The following is a 24,784-nucleotide window of genomic DNA, read 5'->3' as shown; positions in this document are numbered from 1 at the left end:
ATAAATTTCTTTTTGTGTTACCGCTGATGGTTTGAAGTGGTATAGTTTAGGCAAATTAATTTTTGTTGGAAATTATGCTGGTAAAAACTTATGGCAGCGCCGTTTTTGGCGTAAATGCGCTGACCATTACCCTGGAGGTAAGTATAGGCGGCGGGAACAGGTACCACATTGTTGGTCTGCCCGACAACGCGATTAAAGAAAGTCTCCGAAGGATAGAAAGCGCGATTCAGTCTGCAGGATTGAAAATGCCGAGGCAAAAGATCGTGATCAACCTGGCTCCTGCTGACATCAGGAAAGAGGGTTCTGCCTATGATCTGCCTATTGCAATAGCGATATTGGCGGCATCAGAACAATTGGAAGCTGCCGAGATCGGGAATTATTTCATTATGGGCGAACTCTCGCTCGATGGGGGTTTGCAGCCGATTAAAGGCGCACTGCCCATTTCTATTCAGGCCAGGAATGCCGGGTTTAAAGGTTTTGTCCTGCCCAAAGACAATTCCCGTGAAGCCGCTATTGTGAGCGAATTAACGGTATATGGGATGAGCAACCTGATGGAGGTGGTTGATTTTTTTAACGGGACGTCGCAGCCGGAGCCTGTGGTCGTCAACACCAGGGATGAGTTCTACAATCATGTGAACAGTTATCCGCATGATTTTTCAGATGTGAAAGGCCAGGAAAATATCAAAAGGGCTTTGGAGATCGCCGCTGCAGGGGGGCATAACCTGATCCTCATTGGGCCGCCTGGTGCGGGTAAGACGATGCTGGCAAAGCGGCTGCCAACGATATTGCCCCCTTTAAATCTTCATGAAGCTTTGGAGACCACCAAGATCCATTCTGTGGCCGGAAAACTGGGCGCGGCTGATGCATTGATGACGGAGCGGCCTTACCGCAGCCCGCACCATACCATTTCAGACATCGCCCTGGTGGGCGGCGGCGCAAACCCCCAGCCGGGTGAGATTTCACTGGCCCATAACGGGGTGCTTTTTCTCGATGAGCTGCCGGAGTTCAAGCGCAGCGTACTGGAAGTGATGCGGCAGCCGCTGGAAGAAAGGAATGTGATCATTTCACGCGCAAAGATCTGTGTGGAATATCCGGCAAGCTTTATGCTGATCGCTTCTATGAATCCCTGTCCTTGTGGCTTTTTCAATCATCCGGAGAAGGACTGCATTTGCGGACCAGGGGTGGTACAGAAATATTTAAGTAAGATCTCCGGGCCGCTGCTAGACCGGATTGACCTGCATGTGGAGGTGACACCGGTTAATTTTACGGAGCTTACTTCGACTTTTGAGGCGGAGAAGAGTGCGGCGATCAGGGCGCGGGTGATCAGGGCAAGGGCAATTCAGGACCTGAGATTTGAGGCAAGCAATATGGTACATTACAATGCGCAGATGAGTCCGAATATGGTGAGGAACATCTGCCAGATCAATGATGGAGGACAGGTCCTGATCAAAAAAGCGATGGAAAAACTGGGCTTGTCGGCCAGGGCGTATGACCGTATCCTCAAAGTTTCCAGGACGATCGCGGACCTGGCCGGAAGTGAAGTCATCGCGTTGGAGCACCTGGCAGAGGCGATACACTACCGCAGCCTTGACCGGGAAAGCTGGGCGGGTTAGATCTGCTCTTCGTCCCCGGCTTGTTCGTCTTCTTCTTCAGGAACGTAAGCAAGAATGGCCTGCCCGATGGCATTGATCTCTTTGTTGGGCTCAAACAAGGGGGTGGCGGTTTCGGGATCAAGTTTGAGCCATTGAAGGTCCGTGTCTTTTTGGATGTGTGCGAACTCTTTGCCGTCCTTATAGATGACGTAGGTATCGTTTCCTTCGGGAAATATTGCGTAATCAATATGGGCTACCTGGATGTCGAATGGTTCTTGCATTGATCTCTATCTTTTTAAAAGCGCTTAGCGCAGGGTGGAATAATTATAAAATTGTAGTTTTCCTGTTCCGTTGGCCTGGATCTTTACAGATTCGTCTCCGGTTATTCCTTTGAGCGTCAGGGTAAGTGTGTTGCTGCCTTTTTGCAGCGGGATCCTGGCATAGCTGATCTGGCTGGGCAGGGTTTGCCAGTTGCGTGTGTCTGCTTTTTCAGATAACAGGCTGTACAGCTGGACGCCAAAACCAAGTCCTTCCAGCAGGGCATTGTCTTTGCCGTTCTTTCCGCTTTTTTTAGCGCTTGCCTTTAGTGCATATTCTGCTGCTTTTTTTACCGCCAGACGCGTGAGGACCTTGCCCATTTCTTTGGCAAAGCGCTGATCAAGGGTTTTAAAGGCGAGCTCATTGATGTCTTCCGTTTTTTCGAGTGCAGCTTCGGTCTGTCCGTTGCTGACTGAAGCGCTGCTGTAATGCAGGGGCCTGGCTACATATTTAGGATAGGTGGCTCTTAAGCTCTCAACGGAGTTCAGGTCAATGTCGCTGTTGCCATAGCTGTTGTTATAAGGAATAAAGATGGTTCCGGTGGCATTGGTGAAAACCAAGTTGCCGTCACTGCCCCTGATCAGGGAAAAGAAAAATTCCTGTTGTTCTTTAACAGGCGCCAGTCCGTTCTCCCAGAAAACGATCATCTCGCCTCCTTCTGATAGGGGTTTGGACTGATATTTTATCCCAAAGAGTTCTTCGAAATGCGCAAGTTCTGATTTAAAGCCATTGAGATCGGCCGTTCTTAGCACATCTTCCTGAAGTGCTTTGGGCATGGCAGTGCCGTACCAGGTTTTGTCTTTGCTGTTCAGGTATACTTCTGCTGCATTCCGGTAAGCGATGAAGGCATTGTTCAGGTCTCCGTCACTTTCGTAGATCAGCCCCTGGAGCATCAATGAAAATGCGTCTTTTGAGTACCGTTTGTCTTTGCTGTTAAATTTATCGTCCTGTTCCTGTGATTGCAGGCTAATGCGCCGGGCTTCTACTACTGCGTCTTCTTTTTCCCCCATGTGGAGATAGTTCAGCGCTTTATAGTAATGGATCATGAATTTCTCAAAATCCTCCCCTTTATAGCTTTGTGCCATTGGGTTTACCAATGTTCCTGCGAGGGCGTCCCCGATTCCGCCAAGCCCGTTTTCCAACAGTGAATCTGCCTGGTTAAAATACCGGTTGCTGTCTTCAAATGCGCCCATCAGCTGAGCCGTCCGCCCTTTCTCCATCAGGTAAAGCAGTTGATTCCTGGGCCTTTGCAGCAGCTTGTTCTTGTCCAGCTCTGTATTGGCCTGAGGGTAGTTCCCTTCAGAGATCTGCTTGTAATAGCCTGCTATCTTTTCGTTGTAAGATGCACAGCCGCAAAGAAAAAATACCAGGCAGAGGAGGCCTCTGCTAGTTTTTAACATATTTAGTGATCTTTTTATCACCAATCCACACCACTTCATTGGTTTGAATGTCTGTCAGTTCGAGATTCACCTGGTAGTAGACCACTTTTTGTTTTTTGTGTGCGTCGACAATGGAGTTGATGGAGCCCTGCAGGATATAGTCGGCTCCGTTTTCCAGACCAAACTTTTTCATGGTAGAGACTGAAGCATTGTCCTGCTGGTCGGCTTTCTCGGCACGCAGTTCTTCTCTTTTCTTGCCTCCCTGCACCAAGCGTACGCGCTCGCTGGAAATAAAGGTTTGCTCGACATCTTTTACAAAAGTCTCTGCATCTATGTGCTCATGACTTTTGTTTTGTACCAGACCGACCACGACTACGGGCCTTTTACCTTTTTTATCTTCCAGGTGCGTGGAGATCCATTTGCCGGCAAGGATACTTTGGGTCATCTCCTGGGCTACGAGCCTGGAGTCTGTGTTGTTCCAGTTGCCGCTGATGTCAACGGTATCGTTGGTATTGATCCTGGTTACTTGTCTTGAACATGAGGAAATCAATATTCCGGAAACTGCAAGGGCAGTAAGGGCTATTATTTTTTTGAATTGCATTTTATGATAAGTTTTCTTGAAATTTCGTATTACCAGCCAAACCAAAGATTGCTTTGCCTCCAGTTGTGACGACCCCAGTTGCGATAACCCAGGCCGCCGTAACCCCAGCTGTTATAGTTATATGCCGGATAATAATTCATCGAAGGGTATAACCAGGAATTCTGATAGTTCTGCTCCCGGCGGAGTTTTCTGCGTTCTTCACGTGCCTCGTACCAGTCGTATGCTTTATAGGTGTCCTGCACAGTAGTTCCCTGTGTGCTGGTTAAAGAGTCTGCCGTGTTCATATATTTCGCACGGCTGCTTTCGTACCGCGGGTTCTGATCCGGAACCAGACTGGCTTGCCGGGCCTGGCTTTTGAGGCCAAAAATCAGCACAAAGGCCAGAGTTGTGATCATCAATTTCGTTTTCATAAGTATAAAACTTGTTTTCTTCGTTATGAATGTTGAACTAAAGGCAAAATTATAAACTTTTTTTCTGATCGGTGCATTGGAATACAATCACAGTGTCAATAATCGAGTTAAAAAGTGTTAAAGTAAAGACGAGAAAAACAGGAAAAGGTTACAACAGATTAAAAATCAAACTTCAGGCGTACACCAGTCCCCATCAGGCGAAGATTCTCTTTGGAAACTTCTTTCATAGGAACCTTCATAAAAGGTTCGACGGATACGGTTTTGGTTTTGGAGATCTTTTGTTTATAGCCAAAGGAAAAATTATAGAAACCCAGGTATTTGTCATTGCTCACTTCTGCTGCCGGGGCTTTTTCTGTCGTTTTTTCGGCAACCATAAATGTGGTAAAACTATCTTTATTGCCAGCAGTCAACGAGGTCTCCCGCTCGACGAGCTTTTGCTCTACATAGCTGTTGTTCTGCTGATGGTTAATGACGGCGAAGGCGGAGACCCCTACATTTGCATAAAGTTTTTTACTAAAATGGTATTTTACTTCGAAAGGTATATCAATACCGGAAATTTTCGCTTCTACGGATTCCAGGTTCTTTGTAGAACGGGCAATGGTATTGTAGCCGGAAGGGCTATCCATTGTCCCTGCAGGGGAAGAGGTAATGTCCCTGGATGCTGCAAGTTCATTATACGAGATCCCGGAGCCCAGAGAGATTTTGTCTGATACGGCATAGTCCATACTGACTCCGTAGCCCATGTTCAATCGCTTGGTGTTGCCAAATGAGGGCGCCACAAGAACTCCCATTTCCCATTTGTTCGTCTTTACCGCGGCGATTGCAGCAGGTTTGTCCTCTTTGTTCAGGATGCTTTCGTTGTTGAGGAATTGCTGGAAGGAGTCTACCCGTTTTTTCGGGGTTTCTTTTGCTGAAACAACAGCGGGGTTACTGGTTGTCACAGGATCGGCAGTTGCCACGGGATTGGATTTGGCGGGTTCAGTTACAGAAGAGACCGGATTAACCGCTGCAGCAACGCCGATACGGGCTGCTACGGGCTGCTGAACCGGAATATTTGCATTTTTAGCGGTAAATTCTATATCTGAAGCCGCTGATGCGACAGCTTCTGCCTGCCCTGCACGCGAAACCGGTGCCGCTTCTTTTGGAGTTTCTGCCTGCGTTGTAGTTTTCTCATTCTCAGGTTTCGGACCATTGTATCTATAAGGACTGACTTTTGCAATCTGTGCAGCTGGCTTGTCAGAAGTTTTGTTAATAAAGAAATACAGGCCGGTTGTGATTAATAAAACTGCTGCAGCACTGCTTAACGGGCCTATCCAAAATATCAGAGGGTTCTTTTTCTCATTCTTTGCTTTAAATTTCTCCCATGCACCAGGAACATAGGGTTCCTCATGGCTCATCAAACTGTCCTTGATATGAGCGATCAGCTCATTTTCTGATGGGTCCATATGTTTAGTTGGCTGCATATGAATTAATTAATGTCTTTGAATACAATTCTCTTAATTTACTTTTTGCCCTGGTCAGGTAAACTCTGCTGGAGCTTTCGGGAATATTCAGCATTTTCGATATCTCATCGTGAGAGAATCCCTCTATTTCGTACATATTAAAAATTAGTCGGTGTGTTTCAGGAAGGGCGTTCAGCAATTTTAAAATATCCTGTACATTTAACTTTGATATCGCACTGAACTGTGTGAGCGGCTGATGTTCGTCTGCGATGTCATCTACATAGAGATGGGTCTTTTTTGTTCTTAAAAAATCTATTGCGGTACGTGACGATATTCTTGCGATCCAGCCTTTAAAGGCTTTTTGCAGTTCGACGTTTTCTTTTGGAAAGCTAAACTGGGCGATGCTCTTAAAAATTTTTATAAAAGTATCATTTACAAGCTCTTCGGCATCATTTCTGTCGTTTACGTAGCGCAGAACAACACCCATAAGATACCCATAAAATGATTTATAGATCATTTCCTTGCTTTTGTTTTTATTTTTTAAACACCCCTCTATAGCGTCCTCAAGACCGAGCATTTTTTATTATCTCTGTTAAGCATTGATTTGATGATTATATATACAATAACGCAAAGATGAGCTTCATTATTCTTTTTTAAACGGCCTGCCCGAAAAATAAGAGTTTTCGTACGAGCACCTTCCGGGCAGCCGTTTTATACTTTTTTATTATTTGTGCATAAAAACTTCAACACCAAGTTTGGTATCGTCAGTAGCGGCTTTGAGGCCTTTTACCCAAACGGTGTAGATCTTGTCTGCCTTAATTTCCACATCAGCAATGCTGGCAGCAATTGCTCCGCCATCTTTGTTTTTTACATTGAAAGTAACTTTTTCGGCCGGATCGATGTCTACAAAGTCTGTGTATCCTTTGAAAGATTTATCGGTGAAAAGATCGGTATCTTTTCCGGCTATGGCCAGGTTAAGTGCCGGGGCGTCTGGACTCATGTGCACAAAACGAACCCTTGCTTTGCCTGATGCGGGTGCGGTAAGGTCGTCTTTGATCATCAGAAATTTTATGGTTTCAAATTTGTCGCAAACAAACAGGGAGTATCCTTTTTGGGGCTCTAATGGAAAGTCTTCTGTCAAAAGGGCTGTTGTGCCGCCTTTTTTGGCAATGACCAATCTCCTGGTTCCGGAATAGAGGTTCAAATAGTCGATCTTATCGGTATAGGCAAAGTCTTCATTGTTTGCTTTAACGTTTTCGACATAGAAATCGAGTTTTTCAGTGGTCGGCGAAGCGTGGATCACGCTTACCCCGGAAATTTGAGGGGGAGTGATGTCGTCATCGTCTTTGGAACAAGCTGTCAATGTTACGGACAGCGTTGCCAGGGCGATAAAAGTTCTGGATATGTTTTTTAGATTTGTTAAGATGTTCATGATTATAGTTTTTAAAAGAATACCATTGAGCTGCGGCCGCTTGCTCTTTTTTCTTTAAAACGAGGGGAAGTGTTAAAACGCTACAGCAGGACTGATAATTCTTAAGGTATTCCTAAAAAGAAACCCCCGGTGCCCTTTAAGACCGGGGGTTATATATAGCGTAAATATTTCTACCGCTAGCGCTGTCGAGTTAGATCAGTTCTACGCTTCTGCTTACAAATGCCGTAAGTTCTGCGCCGGTAAGCATTCCCTGGGCTAACAGGGCAAGGTCTACCGCCTGTTTGGCGAGTACAGATTTGGTCTCTTCGTTCTCTGCGGAAAGGATTTTGCCGATGAGCTTGTGATTGCCGTTGATGGCAACTTTGTAACTGTCGGGCATATTGCCATAGAAGCCCATACCGCCGCCCATGGCTGCCATGTCTTTCATACGACGCATAAATTCGTCCATAGTTACGGTAACGGGCAGCTCTTCCGGATTTAATCCCACGATCTCAACGGTATATCCCGGCTTTGTAATGGCCTTTTCGAACACTTCTTTAACCAGTTTAGACTGCTCTTCTGTCAGTACAGATTCGACAAGGTCATCTTTGTCTATCAGCTTGCTGGCGACACTTGAATCTACGCGCTTTAATGCTGTTTTTTCCAATTTCTGCTCCAGGTGGCTTACAAAGTGATTGTCAATGGGTGAATCCATCAGCAATACATCATAATCCTTTTTGCCGGCTGACTGGATAAAGCTATCCTGTTTTGCGGGGTCATTTGCATAGATATATACGACTTGTCCGTTCTTATCGGTTTGTGATCCTTTGACCTTCTCGTGGTATTCTTCGAGGGTATAATGTTCTTTTTTAGTATTGGTGAGCAGGGCAAAGTCTTTTGCTTTGTCATTAAACTTCTCCTCGCTCACCATTCCGTATTTGACGAACAGGCCAATGTCACCCCATTTTTCTTCATAGGCCTTACGGTCTTTGTTAAAAAGTTCCTGAAGTTTATCCGCCACTTTCTTGGTGATGTAGCTGTTTATTTTTTTGACGTTGTTGTCTGCCTGTAAGAAGCTCCTGGAGACATTCAGGGGAATATCCGGTGAGTCTATAACTCCGTGAAGCAGCATCAGGAATTCAGGCACAATATCTTTTACTTCATCAGTAATGAACACCTGGCGTGAAAACAGTTTAATTTTGTTGCGCTGCATGTCGAAATCGTTCTTCACTTTTGGGAAGTACAGGACTCCGGTAAGGTTGAACGGATAATCTACATTGAGGTGGATCCAGAAAAGCGGGTCTTCTGAAAAAGGATACAATTGCTTGTAGAAGGAAAGGTAATCTTCGTCTGACAAATCTGCAGGAGCTTTTGTCCAGATCGGGTTGGTGGTGTTGATGATATTGTCTGCTTCAACGCTCTTATATTTTGGTTTACCCTCTTCGTCTTCGCCGTCTGGTTCCTGTTCTGTTTTGGTTCCAAACTTAATCGGCACCGGCAGGAATTTGCCGTATTTATCAAGAATTCCTTCCAGTTTTTGTTTTTCCAGAAATTCTTCTGAGTCTGCGTTGATGTGGAGGATGATGTCTGTGCCCCGTGTTGTCCTGCTGCCTGCGGTGATCTCAAACGTGGTACTGCCGTCGCAGACCCATCTTGCGGCTTCTGATCCTTCCTGGTAAGACAGGGTCTGGATCTCTACCAGGTCGGCAACCATAAAGGCGGAATAAAAGCCCAGACCAAATTTACCGATGATCTCATTGGCATCCTTGGCGTCTTTAAACTTCTCTACGAATTCGCTGGCGCCGGAGAAGGCCACCTGGTTGATGTATTTTTTGATCTCTTCAGCAGTCATCCCCAGGCCGTTGTCGGAAATGGTGATGGTCTTGTTTTCTTTGTCAACTGCCACTTCAACTCCCGGCTCGCCAAGTTCGCCGCTATACTGGCCGAGTGCTGCCAGACGCTTGATTTTTTGTACCGCATCAACGGCATTTGATACAAGTTCTCTTAAAAAGATCTCGTTGTCTGAATACAGGAATTTCTTGATGATCGGGAAAATGTTCTCCGTGTGAATGGATATGGTTCCTTTTTCTTCTATGCTCATATGTTAACTCATTTTTAAGTACATAGCACCCCTATCAATGCCTATTCCAAACTGGCTTTGTTGTCAAATTGACAGCTTTTTAAAAAGAAATATTTATCTTGGAGTTTCTAATACACAGAGATGAACGCATCTAAATTAAAAATCATGCAGGTAATCCATACTGCATTTTGTGCTGCTATAACCGGATTCGCCATTGTTGCGCTGATCATGCGCAAGGAGCGGATACACCTTGACCTGTCATTTGCCAACAATGACCCCTATTTTCCGTTATTTCCCATTCTTGCGGTGATATCGGTGGCCGTGGGTTTTTATAGGTTTAACAAACAGATCAGATCACTCGACCCAATGCTGACAGGCGATGATAAGATTGCAGCTTATCAGACTGCGTTTATCGTTCGCTGTGCATTTATAGAGGCTCCGGCTTTGTTAAATGTTGTCGCTTTTTTAATTTACGGAAACCTGATCTATCTCATTGTTGTGGCTGCGGTTTTAGTTGCATTTATAGTCACCCGGCCTACGAAACAGCATGTGATCGATACCACGGGTCTGCAGTTTCCGGATACTGAAAAATTATAATGCGGTGATATATTTCTGCGTACCTTTGCCGCTGAATGGAATATAATGTTCATACTTTGCCTAATGGCATACGCCTGCTTCACGTGCCTTCTGCTTCAGCGATCTCTCATGCCTGCATCATTATCAACAGCGGCTCAAGGGATGAGCGCGAAGAAAAAGCAGGACTCGCGCACTTCATCGAGCACCTGATCTTTAAGCGCACGAAAAAAAGAAATACCAATCAGATCCTGAACAGACTTGAAAGTGTCGGGGCTGACCTGAATGCTTATACGACGAAGGAATATACCTGCATTCATGCTTCGTTTCTAAATCCTTACCTGGACAGGACGCTGGAGCTTTTCAATGACATCGTGTTTCATTCCACTTTTCCTGGAGATGAAATGGAAAAGGAGAAGAGCGTAATCCTTGACGAAATCGCTTCGTACCTGGACCAGCCTGAGGAAGCCATTTATGATGATTTTGAGGATCTGGTTTTTTCCGGGCATTCGCTGGGACGTAATATTTTAGGAAGTACAGAGAGCGTAAGCAGGATCACTCAAAAAGATATCCATCAATTTATTAAGAAAAATTATCATACGGACCGTATAGTTGTTGCTGTGCTGGGTAATTATTCTTTGAACAAAGTCATAAAAACGGGTTCTAAATATTATTCAGAGATTCAGGCCAATTTATATACTGCCACAAGGACTGCTCCTGAAAAAACTGCGGTGGTAAAGGAGGTCCTGAGTAAGCCTATTCAACAAGCCCACGCGGTACTTGGAACCCAGGCCTATTCCCTCCATCATCCGTATAAAACGGGGCTGCTGTTGTTAAATAATTTGCTGGGAGGCACGGGTATGAGTTCTATATTGAACCTTGAGATCCGGGAAAAACACGGGATTGCCTATACCATTGAAACCGGATACAGCCCATTGAGTGATACCGGCATTTTTACACTTTATTTTGGCACGGACAAAGAAAAATTAGATAAAGCCTGGGCCTTGATCTTTAAAGAGTTTAAGAAAATTAAGGACAAGCCCCTTAGTGAGCTGCAGCTGCAAAAAGCTAAAAATAAATTTATCGGTCAAATAGCGCTGGGTGAGGAAAACCGGATCGGACTGATCATATCTATGGCCAGGAGCCTGATCGACTATGATAAAATTGACGATCTGGAAACTGTTTTCAGTAAAATTCAGGCTGTCAATGCCGGGGATATGGCCAATATTGCTAACGAAATACTGGATCCGGGTAATCTTACTGCTCTAACTTTTTATCCTTTAGGGTAATTTTGTACCTTTGTACCATGAAGTTACCCATTGTAGCATACGGCGACCCGGTTTTAAAGAAAGTCTGCACTCCTATTGAGGAAAGCTATCCGGGCTTGCAGGAGTTGATCAGTAATATGTTTGAGACGATGTACAACGCCAGCGGCGTTGGTTTGGCGGCTCCGCAAATTGGATTGCCTATCAGATTATTTATCGTGGATACCGCTGCCGGTGACGAAAAGGACAAGGACCGTTATAAAAAGGTATTCATCAATGCTCAAATTCTGGAAGAAACCGGTGAGCCCTGGGCTTTTAATGAGGGATGCCTGAGCATACCTGAGATCAGGGAAGATGTGATGCGCAAGCCCAATGTTAAGATCAGGTATTATGATGAGCACTGGAAGCTGCATGAAGAGGAGGTAACCGGTATGCCTGCAAGGGTTATTCAGCATGAATACGATCATATTGAAGGGACCCTGTTTACCGATAAGTTAGGCCTTCTGAGAAAAAGAATGCTGAAAGGTAAGCTGGATGCAATTTCTAAAGGCAATATTCATGCTGATTACAAAATGCGTTTCCCGAATCAGAAAAGAAGACGTTAATTTTAGTTGTCCGAGTTTTTACTCTTATCTCCCTTAAATATAGATTGCATAAGTTTACCCCAGGCGAAAGGGTTTAGCAAGGGGTTGGTCTGTACCATATTCTTATTGAGTGCCTTGTCATGGTTTAACCGGTAGTTGATACTTTGAATCTCTCCCCCGTCTCTCGAAAGGGTTTGGATCATTCCGCTTATACTTTCCTGTGAGAGGTTCTTCAACGCGATGGCATAGTCATCATCTGCGATCTTCATCGCCATGAAGTCTCTTGTAAACTCCTCAACTGTTGCCCATGGATAAACGCGAACTGTTGGCAGGTTGATGATGTCAGCCTTCAGCTTGATCATCGCGGTATATTTGGTGTCGTTAATTTCTGCGGGTATGGGAAGCAGCAAATCCCTGTATCCTACGGCGGTGTAAAGAATGGTATCGCCGGGATGCGCGATGAATGAAAAGAATCCTTTGTAATTGGCTCCGTACCTCTGGCTTTTATTGGTCAGGTTCGTTACGGTTACGTAAGGCACTACATTATTGCTGTCTACATCCGTTATGATCCCGGAAAATTGAATCAATTTCTTATCTCCGGTGGTTTGCTGAGCAAAGACCGGAGCAATGAAAAGAAGCAATATAATGGTTAACGAATACTTCATCATACAAACATAGCTGTATTTATAAACACAGCAAGTTAAATTTTGTTAAATGATTTATACTTCTTCTGCTAAATTAACGGATACAACTGAAGTAATTTCAGGAACAGCTTTCATAATTGCCTGTTCAATTCCTGCTTTCATGGTCATGAAGCTCATCTTGCAGGATCCGCAGTTACCCAATAATTTTAATTTAACCACCTTATCTTCTGTTATCTCTTCTATGGCAACATCTCCTCCATCTGCCAGTAAATACGGACGGATGCTCTCTAATGCCTGCTCAACTTGTTCTGTTAAATTCATTGGTTATGTTTTAAAGTATAAAAATAGTAAATTTTTAGCAATTCGCAGTTTGTGCATTATTAATCGCTACCTGCTGCGCAATTCTTCCTGCTATTTCCGAAAAGGACTGTGATAGTTTACTTCCTGCTTCTAATGCAACCGGGGCTCCGCTGTCTCCTGCCTCGGAAATACTTTGGACGATCGGGATCTCTCCGAGGAATGGCACATTAAATGCCTTTGCCAATTCTTTTCCTCCGTCTTTTCCAAATAAATAGTATTTATTGTCCGGAAGCTCGGCCGGAGTAAAATAGGACATATTTTCAATTACTCCCAAAACAGGAATATTAATTCCGGTCATTCTAAACATGGCCAGTCCTTTGCGCGTATCTGCGAGGGCTACCTGCTGGGGAGTGGTGACCACTATCGCTCCTGCTATTGGAAAGCCCTGTGTAATCGTGATGTGGATATCACCAGTTCCTGGGGGCAGATCGACGATCAGGTAATCGAGTTCCCCCCAGTCGGCATCATTAAATAATTGTTTTACGGCATTTGAAGCCATCGGTCCGCGCCATGGCACGGGCTGGTCAGGGTCAGCAAAAAAACCAAGGGAAAGAATTTTTATGCCATATTTTTCTATTGGAAGTATTAATGTTTTCCCCCCCTCTGTTTCTTTTGCGCTGGGCTTTGCCCCAACCAGGTCAAACATTGTAGGCACTGAGGGCCCGTAAATATCTGCATCAAGGAGTCCGACCTTGGCACCGTCTGCGGCTAAAGAGAGGGCCAGATTACTGGCAACCGTTGATTTTCCTACCCCGCCCTTTCCCGATGAAACAAGTATAATGTTACTGATGTCTTTTAATCCTGTTGTGTCCATTGGTTTGGTCACTCTTGAGGTCACATTGATATTTACCTCTGCTTGCTGGCTTACAAAATGTTTGATTGCGTTTGTACACGCATTTTTTAGCATCTCTTTCATTGGGCATGCCGGAGTAGTGAGCTCGAGGGTAAAACTGACACTATTATCCTGTATTTTCAATTCCTTGATCATGTTTAATGTGACCAGGTCTTTTTTAAGATCCGGGTCTTCAACATTACCCAAGGCTGCTAGAACTTGTTCTGGGCTAATTATCATTGTCCAAAATTAACTAAAACTGACTGAGCATTCCTTATGCCTTGCAAGAATATTGCAAAAAGGTGATAACCAGGTCGGTATTTGCTTAATAATGGGCCCCTATGAAGTAAAATGTCAAAAACTGATCAAACAAAACTGGCCCGCAATTGGTTGACATTAGGGTTTTTAAATGTAATTTTAGCGCGAAATAAACATTTGTATATCCCGTTTAGCAATTAATATCTATTTTACAGCATGCATCTTCCAAAAATAAACATTCCTAAAAAATACGTTAAGATCGGCGCATGGGCTTTAGGGATATTTTTCCTGCTTTGTATAATATTGGGTACGGTTGCCTATAGCAAAAGAGAGGCGTTATTAAAAAAAATGATGGCCAGTGCCATTTCAAAGGCAGACCAGGACTTTGGGCTTCAGGTAAAAATTGCTGAGGCCGGTTTTAGCGGGCTGAGCACCGTACATATGAAAAATATTTCTGTTGTGCCTAAGGACAGGGATACGCTGACAACGATTGACGACATTACGGTCGGTGTCAAGTTATGGCCATTGATTTTTGGAAATGTCAAGCTGTCACAGGTTATTTTGAATACAGGAGCAGTGAACGTGGTGTTCAGGGATTCTCTGAGCAACCTGGATTTTATACTGAAGCGCAAAAAGAAGGACAGCGGCGAGCCTAAATCCAAAATAGATCTTGGTGATCTGGCACACAACCTGTTAAATCAACTGCTCTATAAAATACCCGATGACATGGAGGTGAAAAACCTGATGCTTTCTGTAAATGATAATGATACTGCGAGAATACAGTTTTTTACTCCTAATGCAACGATAGATAACGGGGAACTAAAGTCCACGATCATTGTAAATGACAATGCCGCAACATGGCACCTGAATGGCACTTTAAAGCCGGGAAGAAAGCAGCTCGACATTATGTTGTTCGCTGACAATAAGCCGGTAGAACTGCCCTATCTGAATCATAAACTACATGCAAAATTTAGTTTCGATACGGTGCGGACACAAATGAAAAATGCCGATTACAGCGGTGATGATTTTAAGATTGAGGGTTCCTGGTCGGTAAAAAATCTTTTGATCAACCACCCTAAAATAGCCGCCAATGATATTGTGATCCCCGATGCAAAGATAGATGCAGATGTATTGATTGGACCAAATTATGTCGCCCTGGACAGCTCTTCGACTGTATTCCTGAAGCAAGCATCTGTACATCCGTACCTGAAGTATACCTTATCACCCCATAAGATATACGAAGTGAAAATGCTGGCTCCGGAACAGGATGCCCAACAACTCTTGAATTCTTTTCCAATAGGGCTATTTGAATCCCTGGATGGCTTAAAGGTCAGCGGTAAGATCCGCTACGATCTCTCTTTTTATCTGAATAGTGCTATGCCAGATAGCGTTAAATTTTATTCAGGCCTGACGCCGACTAACTTTAAGATCCTGAAATGGGGCAAGACCAATCTCCAAAAAATCAACAAAGAGTTCGTTTACACGCCATACGAACGCGGAAAACCTATGCGAAACATTGTTATAGGACCTTCTAATCCAAATTTCACCTCTTTATCTGAGATATCCAGTAATTTTAAGAATGCAATCCTGACCTCTGAAGATCCTTCTTTTTTTACTCACAAAGGCTTTGTTCAGGAGTCTATCCGCAAATCTTTTGCTGTGAATTTTAAAGAAAAACGCTTTGTGAGGGGGGGTAGCACGATATCTATGCAATTGGTGAAGAATGTTTTCTTAAGCCGTCAAAAGACACTGGCCCGTAAAGCTGAGGAGATCCTTATTGTCTGGCTGATAGAAAATAATCACCTAATGAGCAAGAACCGGATGCTGGAAGTTTATTTCAACATTATCGAAATGGGTCAGAATGTGTATGGAATCGGTGAAGCTACAAGACATTATTTTGGAAAGGTTCCTGCTGAGCTGAATATCGGGGAGGGAATTTTCCTCGCCAACATTGTTCCAAGACCAAAGATCGCATTGTATAAGTTTAGAGGAGATGGCGGTTTGAAGGATTATCTGTATCCGTATTTCAGGTACATCGGAAACATTATGGCACGACGCGGCCTGACGCCTCCGGACAGTTCGGGATATGGATTCTACAATGTGCACCTCCGGGAAGGCCTGAGACAATATTTGCTTCCTGATTCTGCCGCTATTGACACCAACTCGTTTGATTCAGATGATCCGCTGCCCGCTATAGAGACACAGGATGAATCCAAAACTTTGTTTGACAGACTATTTGGCGGCATAAAAAAAGACACTATCGCTAAAATAACGGTTACTCCTGATACTGTAAAAACCCGGAAGGAACTGAGGCAGGAACGCCGGGAACAACGCAGGAGAGAGAAAGAATTGCAGGAGCTTCTGGAAAAGCAGAAAAAGGAACAACAGCCTTAAAGTATTCTAATGAATAAAATTCAAATAGCAGGTAAAGAGTTTGAAATACTGCTCGAAAATGATCAGATCAGCAAAAGAACCCGTTTGATTGCCATTCAGATCGATGTGGATTATGAGTCGCGCTGCCCTGTTTTTATTGGGGTTTTAAACGGCGGCTTCATTTTCATGGCAGATCTCTTAAAAGAGATAAATGTTTCCTGCGAGGTGGGCTTTATAAAGGTGTCTTCGTATGTCGGTACTGAAAGCACCGGAAAAGTTAAGGAAATCTTTGGTCTGCCCGGCGATCTGCATAATCGCGATGTGATTGTGGTAGAAGACATAGTGGATACAGGGCTTACTTTGAGCTACATTCTGACGGAAATTCATAAACAGAATCCTTCGTCAGTAACTGTCTGTACTTTATTATTGAAACCGGACGCATTAACGACGAAGATTGAAGAACTGGAGTATGTCGGCTTTGAGATTGCAAATGAGTTTGTAGTTGGGTACGGCCTGGATTATGATGGCCTGGGAAGAAACCTGAAAGACGTCTACCGGGCTAAAACTGTTGTGATTCCTTAGCCTTAATACGATATTTTTTTCTCAATTTTGCAAAAACATATATTTAACCAGCAATGACCATACATAAAGAAGGTTATACCACCATCGCATTATCCCTGCTTTTCATTTTTATATTAAATGCATTCGTCGATTATAAATTTGCGGATATCGCATGGTTAAGGTGGTTAGTCTATATATGCTCTCTTGCGCTATTTGTCATTGTCCTTCAATTTTTCAGAAACCCAAGTCGTTCTTTTACTTCAGGAGAACACCTGGTGATCTGCCCGGCAGATGGCAAAGTTGTGGTCATTGAAGAAACGGAAGAATCTGAATATTTTAAAGATAAAAGATTGCAGGTGTCTATATTTATGTCGCCCGTAAATGTTCATATCAACAGAAACCCCATTTCAGGAGTGGTTAAATTTTTCAAGTATCATCCGGGAAAATACCTCGCCGCCTGGAACCCTAAGTCCTCTACAGAAAATGAGCGCACTACTGTAGTTGTAGCGCATAAAGATGGCAGCACGGTATTATTCCGGCAAATAGCAGGAGCTCTTGCCAGAAGGATTGTATGGTATGTTAAAGAAGGTGATGTTGTGGAACAGGGTAAAGAATTCGGCTTCATTAAATTTGGGTCAAGAGTAGACATATTCCTGCCATTGGGAACTAAGGTCAACCTCGAGCTAAATCAGGTGGTGAAGGGCGGCATTACCGTTTTGGCAGAACTGGTTTAACTGGAAGTGTTTTTGCTGTCCGTGATCGACCGTTGTGTCGGATAGGCAAAATTTGACCCATACTGTTCGACTATCTCGATCAGTTTAAAGTTGATTTCTTCTTTTACATGGACATACTCGTTATGCTCCATGTTTATGACCAGGTATAAGACCTGGATATTTAATCCCGAATCTCCAAAATTATCAAAGGTTGCATAGCCGTCTCTCGTATTGGGATTGCTGGTCAAATAATTATTAATGGCTGCCAGTATTTTCTTTATGTCTTCTGCCTTTGTCTCAAAGGTAAGTCCTATATGAAAATTTACCCGTCTGAAATCCCTTAGCGTTACGTTTTCCAGCACGCCATCAATCATCGCTCTGTTTGGTATTACGATGGTTGTTTTGTCGGGGCTGGTCAGCCATGTACTCCTGAAGCCGACCTTTTGAATGGTTCCTTCAATACCATCGACTTTAACGACATCCCCCACTGTAAAAGGCTTGTCTAAAAATATGGTAAAGGAGCCAATCAGATTCTCTAAGCTCTCTTTGGCCGCCAGAGCAATTGCAATACCACCAATCCCAAGACCGGTGATCAGCGTGAGCACATTTATTTCGAACACAAATCCTAAAAGCACGAAAAAACCCATGAAACAAATGAGTGTTTTGGTCAGCTCTTTTAAAAATGGGATCAACTGATCGTCCGCCTTATTTAAGGTTAAAGAAGCTCTGTATTTTAAAACGTGTGCAATAAAATCGATGATCCTCAGGATGATCCAGAATACAGAAAGAATAATTAAGAATAGAAATATTTTATCAATAAAATCCCCTATTGTGATGTTTGGCTTGGGTTTCAGGCGGTGCCATACCACCACATCAAGCGGGTATTTCAATTGGTTGATGGCAATGTAAAAGGTACAAAATGTAATGAAAGACTCGATTGGTTTTAAAAGCAGGGAAACAAATGTCCCGTCATTTATATCCCGGGCAAATTTTTTGAAAACGGTAAAAAGCAGCAGACTCATTAACCGGGATACAATTCGCTTGAATATCAGACCTAATAAAATAAACCCCATTAAAAAGCAATATTGCTTTACCGTGTTGCCCCAAAATATTTGTTCAAAAAAGCTACTTTCCATATGCTTAAGTCAATTGTTTAATGTGATTTACTCTCGCCTTTTCAAAATTAGAAATGAAACTGGCCGTGACCAACCAGTTAGCGCAAACTTAAATAAAAGTGTTTAAGGTTCTACGCCAACGATGAAAATATGCACAAAAAAACCTCCTGGATTTAAATCCGGGAGGTTAATATTTGTTTAGGGTTAACTAAATTTAGACCCTTTTAGATTTGATACGTGCTGCTTTACCGGTTAACTCACGCAAGTAGAATAATTTTGATCTGCGCACCTTACCGTGACTGTTTACTTCAATTTTAGCGATGTTTGGAGAATTGATCGGGAAGATACGTTCAACACCAACACCATTAGACATTTTACGAACGGTAAATGTTTCATTAGCACCAACACTATTGCGTTGTAATACTACTCCCTGGTAAATCTGAATACGTTCTTTATTACCTTCGCGAATTTTATAGTGAACACTCACTGTATCTCCTGATTTGAATGCAGGAAACTCATTTTTTGCGATTACCTGCTCTTCAACAAATTTTACTAAATCCATGATTTTAAGCTATTAAGCCGACTTTTTATTGTTTAAAATCGGACTGCAATATTAGGGATTTTATTTTATAAAAAAAAGCGAATTTTATTTTTTTCCACATTCTTTATTATTTCCACAAGTTTCCCGTGCAGAAGAAGCATTTATAAACTTAATCTATGTACCTGTCTAACCTCTAATTTGAAGGTTTTTGGTCATCTCCGGCTTTAGTTTTCATCTCTCTTATCAGCACATCTAAACTTTTGGATTCAATTGGAAAATTGACAAGCTGCCCTTCTTTTAATTTAAACTGCTTTTCTAACTTCCTTACCAGTTCATAGGGAATGTCTGCCTTATCTCCAATATTTATCTTTCTGTAATTGTGAAAAGTATTAAACGAGATCCCCAGTTCCTCGGGAATAATTTTTAATGCCGCTTTATATTTAGGCAAATTCAATTTATTCATTTCCTCATCTATTTTGTATTTTCTTTGCTTTTTCATGTATTAAGTTGATTTATGATATAATGAGTTATTTATTTGGTTCTTTTTTTGGTTCTTTTGCCGAAAGTTCTTTAAATGAGGTTCCTTTGATGACCTTATTTAACAATTCACCCATTTTAAGCTCGAAAAATATTTCGAATCGCATAACCTTCTCGTAAGGAATATCCTGCCGGTCGTTTATAAGGATGTTCCGATAATTGTGAAAGGTATTAAGCGAAATTCCGATCTGTCTTGGAATCAACCTTACTGCCTCTCTGTGCTCATTCATACTCATCTTTAATAAACAATCGTTGATCTTGTATTTTCTCAGATCACCATCCTTAATTGTCTTTTTCTTCATTGCCGTTTAATTTTAAATATTAAATTATACTTACTTTTATAAAATAAATATGGACGATACCATAATATTTTAGTGTAAAAGTACTTAATTTTTTATGTACAAACCAAATTATAATCTAATTTTTTTATGTCTTTAAAAAATATTGTCGACGGAATTCTAAAAGAAAAAAACAGGCCTATGAGCTGGCTTGCCGACGAAATGGGAAAAACCTTTGACGGACTGAAACTCAGCCTTGTAAAAGGCTCAATAAAATATAATGACATTATAGAAATGGCAAAGAGGCTGGAGGTTCCGCCTGCTGTTTTTTTTCGAACAGAACACGCTTACGGCGATTATAATAATGGAGATTCTGTTTTGGCGGAAGCCAAAGAAAATTATGGGGATTTAAAAGGCAACTTAAAGAATTGCAAAGAGATGCTGGCGGCTTTAAAGGATCAGCTTAAAGACAAAGAAACGATCATCTCTCTTTTAAATAGGGGGGCTTAATCGTTCAGCAGATCAGGGCGGCGATCCTGAGTCCGGATCAGGGCCTGTTCGTGTCTCCATTCATTAATTCTGGCCTCGTGTCCGCTTAATAGAACATCTGGCACCTTATGTCCGTTCCAGTCTGCAGGACGCGTATAGACCGGGGCATCCAGAAGGTCTCCCTGAAAGCTGTCTGATAACGCAGACGTTTCATCGTTAAGCACTCCGGGAATCAGTCTTATGATTGCATCCACAATGACTGCAGCAGGCAATTCCCCTCCCGAGAGGACATAGTCCCCGATTGAAATTTCCCTGGTCACAAACAGATCCCTTATCCTTTGGTCTATGCCCTTATAGTGACCGCAAAGGATCATTAAGTTTTTCATGCCGGAAAGTTCATTGGCCATGGTCTGATTAAAGGTTTTTCCATCCGGGCTCATAAATATGATTTCATCATATTTCCTTTGCGATTTTAGTTCCGCGATACATTTCGCAAATGGTTCAATTGACATGACCATCCCGCTGCCTCCTCCATAGGGATAATCATCTACACTTTTCTGTTTGTTGGCGGCGTAGTCCCTCAAATTGTGAACAAAGATCTCAGCAATGCCCTTTTTTTGTGCTCTGAGTAATATGGAATGAGCAAAGGGACTATCCAAAAGGTCTGGCAAAACAGTTATAATGTCGAAACGCATATTGCAAAGATAAGAATTTAAGGGTTGATGTAGATATCTAACAGTCCTTCAGGAAGATCTACCGTCAGAGTTCTTTCATCTTCATCTATTTCAATGATCATGTCTTCGTTCAGCGGAAATAATATTTCAGTATCTTTATGTGAAATCGTTGCGACAAATTGCTGGGGGTATTCATTAACTTCAATGATCTCTCCCAATTTTCCGTGAGTTTCGTCAATAACCATATAACCTTTCAAATCATTGTAGTGGAAATCTTCGTCCGAGCGATCGGGCATTTTAGATAAGGGGAGATATATTTTTTTCTTCAACAAAGCCTGGGCTTTATCAATATGGTCTATATCTTCAAGGTAAAGATTTCCTGTGTTATTGGAATGCAGTTTATAGGACGAGACGAAGAACGGAACCATCTTTCCGTTGTGATCAGCAAAAATCACATCCAGATCTAACAGTTCGGGAGCATCATATTCAAAAAACAATTGTATCTCACCCTTTAGACCCTTGGTTTTTGTAATGTAGCCTATATAAAATGCTTCTTCTATTTTCACTATATTTTGCTTTAGATTTTAAAATAAGCCTGGCTATTGCATTATCCAAAATACCAATAGCTTATAAAAAAGAAAATAGCGAAGGACCATTTCTATGAAAGATCCTTCGCTATTCTACAGCACAATGAAATTATTATGCCTTGTCTTCTTTGCGCTCTTCTGTTGTCGTTTCTTCAGCTGCAGGAGCTTCCTCTGTTACAGTTTCTTCTGCTGCCGGAGTTTCTTCTACTGCGACCTCTGCCACAGGAGCTTCTTCCTCTGCAGTTTCAGCAACTGCTTCTTCTGCTACAGTTTCAGCAACGGGAACTTCTTCAACTGCCGTTTCTGCTACAGGAGTTTCTTCAACCGCAGTTTCTTCTGCAACCTCAGCCACAGGAGCTTCTCCCGCTTCAGGAGTTTCCTCTACAACCTCTTCTACCGGTGCATTTTTAATTGCAAGGGCAGCAGCACGATCAGCATTTTTCTTAGCCTCAGCTGCTAAGGCTGCTTTTTTAACTTCGTCTTTCGACTTAGTTAAGCTGTCTTTTTTACCTTCGATTCTGCCATCTTTAGCACCTAACCATTCCGCAAATTTAGCATCTGCCTGTTCCTGGGTCAAAGCACCTTTTTTAACACCGCCCTCTAAATGTTTCTTATACAAGACACCTTTATAAGAAAGGATAGCACGACAAGTATCCGTAGGCTCAGCGCCTTTGTTTACCCAGTCTAATGTTTTATCGAAGTTAAGGTCGATAGTAGCTGGATTGGTGTTTGGGTTATATGACCCCAAACGCTCAATAAATTTACCATCTCTTGGTGAGCGGGAATCCGCTACCACTACGTGGAAAAAAGGCTTGCCTTTTTTACCGAATCTTTGCAATCTGATTTTAGTTGCCATTCTCTTTTAAATTTATGTATTCAACATAGTTCCCGGAGCTTCATGCTTGCGGGGTTGCAAAAGTAAGTAAAATACTACTGATTAACAAGATGCAATAATTTTATATTCATTTTGCTCAATTATATTCTTAAATCGGGATATTTGCGTCATTAAAAAACGAGTCAACATCTTTAGATAGCCTGGTTGCCCCTTTAAAATAAAATATGATGAGAATAGCGATAGACATGGATGAAGTGCTAGCCGATCCAATATATAAATTTATACAGCTTTACAATCGGGATTATGGTGTTCCTCTCGATCTTATTCTTGAGCCTGGAAATGAAATTTATCAGCATGTCCCTGAACACGCAAAAGATAAATGGTTCGATTACATCAATGAAGAAGGTTTTTTTCGTGATCTTAAGCCCCTTGAAGGGAGTGTTGAAGCTGTAAAGAAACTCCAGGAGAAATACGATGTTTATATTGTATCTGCCGCTATGGAATTCCGCAACTCACTTGTAGATAAATACGATTGGCTGGCAGAGCACTTCCCTTTCATTACCTGGAGAAACATTATGTTTTGCGGGGACAAAATCGTTGATGTTGATGTGATGATTGATGACAGGGCTAAGAATTTCGTTGGCTTTAAGGGTCGGAAACTCTTGTTCACCTCACCCCATAATTTGCTGCTTACGGACTACGAACGTGTCAACAATTGGCAGGAAGTACTAGACAAACTGTTGTAACATTCCTTGCGAAATAACATCAAAGCATTAAAACCTATATCAAGATGTTAATTACAACAACCAATACAGTCGAAGGCAAAAAAGTAGTTAAGTACATTGGCCTTGTAAGTGGCGAAACCATTATCGGCGCCAATATTTTTAAAGATCTTTTCGCTGGCATACGTGATATCGTGGGCGGGCGATCAAGCTCTTATGAACAAGTACTGAGAGAAGGAAAGAATACCGCGATTAACGAGATGCAGCAATACGCGGCCGCGATGGGTGCCAATGCCATTATTGGCGTTGATCTCGATTATGAGACTGTCGGAAGTGGAGGAAGTATGCTCATGGTAGCCGCAACAGGCACAGCAGTGATCATTGAATAATTAAAAAGGCCCTTATAGGGGCCTTTTTAATTATAATGACAAAATCTCTACTAGTTTTAACCAGGCCGGACTTATTTCCTTTGCGTCGATATGTTTAATTGCGTGATCAAACGGAGTGAAGAGAATTTCCCTGTTTTTCAGTCCGACCATCTCTCCCGATTGACCGTGCAGCAATCCCTCAACAGCCGCCACACCTAATCTGCTTGCAAGAACTCTATCCATGCAGCTTGGTTTTCCGCCGCGCTGGATATGCCCCAAAACCGATACTCTGATGTCGTATGCCGGAAATTTCTTTTTCAAAACCTCGCCTACATTAAAGGCCCCGCCTACTTCGTCCCCTTCGGCAACAATGATGATCTTAGATGCTTTATCTTTACGTCCGGTCTCCAGCCTCGTCACCAAGCCTTCTACTCCCATGTTTGCCTCTGGAATCATTATTGCTTCTGCGCCAACGCCTATTCCGCTCCTCAAAGCAATAAGGCCGGAATCTCTGCCCATCACTTCGACAATAAACAACCTGTCATGAGATTCGGCTGTGTCTCGTATCTTGTCAACAGCGTTGATAACGGTATTAATCGCAGTATCATATCCGATCGTAAAATCAGTTCCTTCTAAATCATTGTCAATCGTTCCTGGTAAGCCCACTACCGGAAAATTAAATTCCTTTGTAAACAGATTCCCGCCTGTAAAGGTTCCGTCTCCCCCAATTACAATAAGTGCATCAATATTATGCTTCTTTAATTGCTCATACGCCTCTAACCGACCCTCGACTGTCCGAAAATCATCACTTCTCGCCGTTTTTAAAATAGTTCCTCCACGTTGAATGATATTGGCTACAGATTTTCTGTCCATTTGGATAAAATCTCCGTTGATCAGGCCTTCATAGCCTCTTAAAATTCCCGTGACTTCTAAATCGTAGTAAATCGCCGCCCTAACCACTGCCCTAATGGCAGCATTCATTCCGGGTGCATCGCCTCCAGATGTTAATACACCTATGTTCTTAATTTTATTCATTTGGTTTTTTCAGCTGTTTTAAATTCGTCCAATCCGCTTTGCAGGTAGGCGGCATATTCTTTAGCGTCGAATACCGCACCCTGTGGTTTTACCAGCGGAACCAGGTCATGTCCGGTGAGCACATAAAAAGGCTGCGAGTTTGAGTTATATTTGCTTGCCTGGAAATCACTGTTCCAATAACCAAGGTCATCTGTATTCCTCCGCAGG

The 24,784-nt window shown here is 42.7% G+C and carries 28 protein-coding genes and 2 pseudogenes; 10 read left to right on the top strand and 20 right to left on the bottom strand.

Going from position 1 to position 24,784, the window contains the following annotated elements; translation table 11 throughout:
- Positions 1 to 74 precede the first annotated feature (74 nt).
- A complete protein-coding gene (locus tag VK541_RS00850; RefSeq protein ID WP_324365956.1) occupies positions 75 to 1,613 on the top strand; it encodes a YifB family Mg chelatase-like AAA ATPase in 1,539 nt (512 codons plus the stop codon).
- Here the strand turns inward: VK541_RS00850 and VK541_RS00845 are convergent.
- The 8 genes from VK541_RS00845 to htpG all read right to left on the bottom strand — a co-directional run bounded on the left by VK541_RS00845 (position 1,610) and on the right by htpG (position 9,254).
- Positions 1,610 to 1,873, bottom strand: a complete 264-nt coding sequence (locus VK541_RS00845) for a hypothetical protein (protein WP_324365954.1) — start codon at positions 1,871 to 1,873, stop codon at positions 1,610 to 1,612. The two genes, VK541_RS00850 and VK541_RS00845, sit on opposite strands and share 4 nt — an antisense overlap.
- A 24-nt stretch (positions 1,874 to 1,897) precedes the next feature.
- Positions 1,898 to 3,310, bottom strand: coding sequence for a hypothetical protein (locus VK541_RS00840; protein ID WP_324365952.1), 1,413 nt, complete (start codon positions 3,308 to 3,310; stop codon positions 1,898 to 1,900).
- The gene (locus VK541_RS00835; RefSeq protein ID WP_324365950.1) at positions 3,297 to 3,890 is read right to left on the bottom strand and encodes a penicillin-binding protein activator LpoB; all 594 of its coding nucleotides are present in this window, start codon (positions 3,888 to 3,890) and stop codon (positions 3,297 to 3,299) included. Before VK541_RS00835 ends, VK541_RS00840 begins: the two co-directional genes overlap by 14 nt.
- A 29-nt stretch (positions 3,891 to 3,919) precedes the next feature.
- On the bottom strand, positions 3,920 to 4,300 hold the full coding sequence (locus VK541_RS00830) for a hypothetical protein (protein WP_324365948.1): 381 nt from the start codon (positions 4,298 to 4,300) through the stop codon (positions 3,920 to 3,922).
- Positions 4,301 to 4,458: 158 nt separating this feature from the next.
- Entirely contained in the window at positions 4,459 to 5,763 is a 1,305-nt protein-coding gene (locus VK541_RS00825) for a hypothetical protein (RefSeq protein ID WP_324365946.1), read from the bottom strand.
- On the bottom strand, positions 5,750 to 6,319 hold the full coding sequence (locus VK541_RS00820; RefSeq protein WP_324365944.1) for an RNA polymerase sigma factor: 570 nt from the start codon (positions 6,317 to 6,319) through the stop codon (positions 5,750 to 5,752). Before VK541_RS00820 ends, VK541_RS00825 begins: the two co-directional genes overlap by 14 nt.
- Positions 6,320 to 6,466: 147 nt before the next feature.
- Complete coding sequence (locus VK541_RS00815; RefSeq protein ID WP_324365942.1) at positions 6,467 to 7,174, bottom strand: DUF4397 domain-containing protein; 708 nt, start codon at positions 7,172 to 7,174, stop codon at positions 6,467 to 6,469.
- Positions 7,175 to 7,364: 190 nt separating this feature from the next.
- Complete coding sequence (htpG, locus tag VK541_RS00810; protein WP_349254751.1) at positions 7,365 to 9,254, bottom strand: molecular chaperone HtpG; 1,890 nt, start codon at positions 9,252 to 9,254, stop codon at positions 7,365 to 7,367.
- A gap of 120 nt (positions 9,255 to 9,374) precedes the next feature.
- Here htpG and VK541_RS00805 point away from each other — a divergent pair, with 120 nt between their 5' ends.
- From VK541_RS00805 to def, 3 genes are read left to right on the top strand one after another with little or no spacing between them, the layout of a single operon-like run.
- Positions 9,375 to 9,830 carry a hypothetical protein gene (locus VK541_RS00805; protein ID WP_324365940.1) on the top strand — a complete coding sequence of 152 codons (456 nt, stop codon included), beginning with the start codon at positions 9,375 to 9,377 and terminating at the stop codon, positions 9,828 to 9,830.
- A gap of 35 nt (positions 9,831 to 9,865) precedes the next feature.
- Positions 9,866 to 11,095, top strand: coding sequence for a pitrilysin family protein (locus VK541_RS00800; protein WP_324365938.1), 1,230 nt, complete (start codon positions 9,866 to 9,868; stop codon positions 11,093 to 11,095).
- Between the two features lie 17 nt (positions 11,096 to 11,112).
- A complete protein-coding gene (def, locus tag VK541_RS00795; protein ID WP_324365936.1) occupies positions 11,113 to 11,676 on the top strand; it encodes a peptide deformylase in 564 nt (187 codons plus the stop codon).
- A gap of 2 nt (positions 11,677 to 11,678) precedes the next feature.
- Here the strand turns inward: def and VK541_RS00790 are convergent, their stop codons facing one another.
- Genes VK541_RS00790 through VK541_RS00780 form a run of 3 tightly spaced genes read right to left on the bottom strand, consistent with a single transcriptional unit; the run spans position 11,679 to position 13,731 of the window.
- Positions 11,679 to 12,323 (bottom strand): hypothetical protein, encoded by a 645-nt coding sequence (locus VK541_RS00790; RefSeq protein ID WP_324365934.1) that lies wholly within the window; start codon positions 12,321 to 12,323, stop codon positions 11,679 to 11,681.
- Positions 12,324 to 12,374: 51 nt separating this feature from the next.
- Positions 12,375 to 12,620: a NifU family protein gene (locus VK541_RS00785; RefSeq protein ID WP_324365932.1), complete on the bottom strand. Its 246-nt coding sequence runs from the start codon at positions 12,618 to 12,620 to the stop codon at positions 12,375 to 12,377.
- 34 nt (positions 12,621 to 12,654) lie between these two features.
- On the bottom strand, positions 12,655 to 13,731 hold the full coding sequence (locus VK541_RS00780; protein ID WP_324365930.1) for an Mrp/NBP35 family ATP-binding protein: 1,077 nt from the start codon (positions 13,729 to 13,731) through the stop codon (positions 12,655 to 12,657).
- Between the two features lie 234 nt (positions 13,732 to 13,965).
- On the opposite strand from VK541_RS00780, the gene VK541_RS00775 reads away from it, so the two are divergent.
- Genes VK541_RS00775 through VK541_RS00765 form a run of 3 tightly spaced genes read left to right on the top strand, consistent with a single transcriptional unit; the run spans position 13,966 to position 17,417 of the window.
- Positions 13,966 to 16,143, top strand: a complete 2,178-nt coding sequence (locus VK541_RS00775; protein WP_324365928.1) for a transglycosylase domain-containing protein — start codon at positions 13,966 to 13,968, stop codon at positions 16,141 to 16,143.
- Positions 16,144 to 16,152: 9 nt separating this feature from the next.
- Positions 16,153 to 16,704 (top strand): hypoxanthine phosphoribosyltransferase, encoded by a 552-nt coding sequence (gene hpt, locus VK541_RS00770; protein ID WP_324365925.1) that lies wholly within the window; start codon positions 16,153 to 16,155, stop codon positions 16,702 to 16,704.
- Positions 16,705 to 16,757: 53 nt separating this feature from the next.
- The gene (locus VK541_RS00765; protein WP_324365923.1) at positions 16,758 to 17,417 is read left to right on the top strand and encodes a phosphatidylserine decarboxylase family protein; all 660 of its coding nucleotides are present in this window, start codon (positions 16,758 to 16,760) and stop codon (positions 17,415 to 17,417) included.
- On the opposite strand, the gene VK541_RS00760 is transcribed toward VK541_RS00765, so the two are convergent.
- From VK541_RS00760 to VK541_RS00745, 4 genes are all read right to left on the bottom strand, one after another.
- Positions 17,414 to 18,418 (bottom strand): mechanosensitive ion channel family protein, encoded by a 1,005-nt coding sequence (locus VK541_RS00760; protein ID WP_324365921.1) that lies wholly within the window; start codon positions 18,416 to 18,418, stop codon positions 17,414 to 17,416. The genes VK541_RS00765 and VK541_RS00760 overlap by 4 nt on opposite strands.
- 307 nt (positions 18,419 to 18,725) lie before the next feature.
- On the bottom strand, positions 18,726 to 19,073 hold the full coding sequence (gene rplS, locus VK541_RS00755; RefSeq protein WP_131593363.1) for a 50S ribosomal protein L19: 348 nt from the start codon (positions 19,071 to 19,073) through the stop codon (positions 18,726 to 18,728).
- A gap of 172 nt (positions 19,074 to 19,245) precedes the next feature.
- Entirely contained in the window at positions 19,246 to 19,551 is a 306-nt protein-coding gene (locus tag VK541_RS00750) for a hypothetical protein (RefSeq protein WP_324365916.1), read from the bottom strand.
- 28 nt (positions 19,552 to 19,579) lie between these two features.
- Positions 19,580 to 19,891: a hypothetical protein gene (locus VK541_RS00745; RefSeq protein WP_324365914.1), complete on the bottom strand. Its 312-nt coding sequence runs from the start codon at positions 19,889 to 19,891 to the stop codon at positions 19,580 to 19,582.
- 126 nt (positions 19,892 to 20,017) lie between these two features.
- Here VK541_RS00745 and VK541_RS00740 point away from each other — a divergent pair, with 126 nt between their 5' ends.
- The gene (locus tag VK541_RS00740; protein ID WP_324365912.1) at positions 20,018 to 20,377 is read left to right on the top strand and encodes a hypothetical protein; all 360 of its coding nucleotides are present in this window, start codon (positions 20,018 to 20,020) and stop codon (positions 20,375 to 20,377) included.
- Here the strand turns inward: VK541_RS00740 and trmD are convergent.
- From trmD to VK541_RS00725, 3 genes and pseudogenes are all read right to left on the bottom strand, one after another.
- Complete coding sequence (trmD, locus tag VK541_RS00735) at positions 20,374 to 21,051, bottom strand: tRNA (guanosine(37)-N1)-methyltransferase TrmD (RefSeq protein ID WP_324365911.1); 678 nt, start codon at positions 21,049 to 21,051, stop codon at positions 20,374 to 20,376. The genes VK541_RS00740 and trmD overlap by 4 nt on opposite strands.
- Before the next feature lie 17 nt (positions 21,052 to 21,068).
- Complete coding sequence (gene rimM / locus VK541_RS00730; RefSeq protein ID WP_324365909.1) at positions 21,069 to 21,596, bottom strand: ribosome maturation factor RimM; 528 nt, start codon at positions 21,594 to 21,596, stop codon at positions 21,069 to 21,071.
- A gap of 307 nt (positions 21,597 to 21,903) precedes the next feature.
- A pseudogene (locus VK541_RS00725) lies at positions 21,904 to 22,473 on the bottom strand (30S ribosomal protein S16); the annotation flags it as partial.
- A gap of 203 nt (positions 22,474 to 22,676) precedes the next feature.
- Here VK541_RS00725 and VK541_RS00720 point away from each other — a divergent pair.
- Positions 22,677 to 23,198: a 5' nucleotidase, NT5C type gene (locus tag VK541_RS00720; protein ID WP_324365907.1), complete on the top strand. Its 522-nt coding sequence runs from the start codon at positions 22,677 to 22,679 to the stop codon at positions 23,196 to 23,198.
- Between the two features lie 44 nt (positions 23,199 to 23,242).
- Positions 23,243 to 23,563, top strand: a complete 321-nt coding sequence (locus tag VK541_RS00715) for a YbjQ family protein (protein ID WP_324365905.1) — start codon at positions 23,243 to 23,245, stop codon at positions 23,561 to 23,563.
- Positions 23,564 to 23,593: 30 nt separating this feature from the next.
- Here VK541_RS00715 and pfkA read toward each other — a convergent pair whose 3' ends face one another.
- Complete coding sequence (pfkA, locus tag VK541_RS00710) at positions 23,594 to 24,577, bottom strand: 6-phosphofructokinase (protein WP_324365902.1); 984 nt, start codon at positions 24,575 to 24,577, stop codon at positions 23,594 to 23,596.
- Positions 24,574 to 24,784, bottom strand: a pseudogene (locus tag VK541_RS00705) (hypothetical protein); the annotation flags it as partial. The gene pfkA and the pseudogene VK541_RS00705, both read right to left, overlap by 4 nt.

Origin of the sequence: Pedobacter sp. (assembly GCF_035317785.1) — a bacterium.
Classification (GTDB): domain Bacteria; phylum Bacteroidota; class Bacteroidia; order Sphingobacteriales; family Sphingobacteriaceae; genus Pedobacter.
The sequence above is the reverse complement of the archived record's forward strand: the minus strand, read 5'-3'. Positions and strand labels throughout refer to the sequence as shown.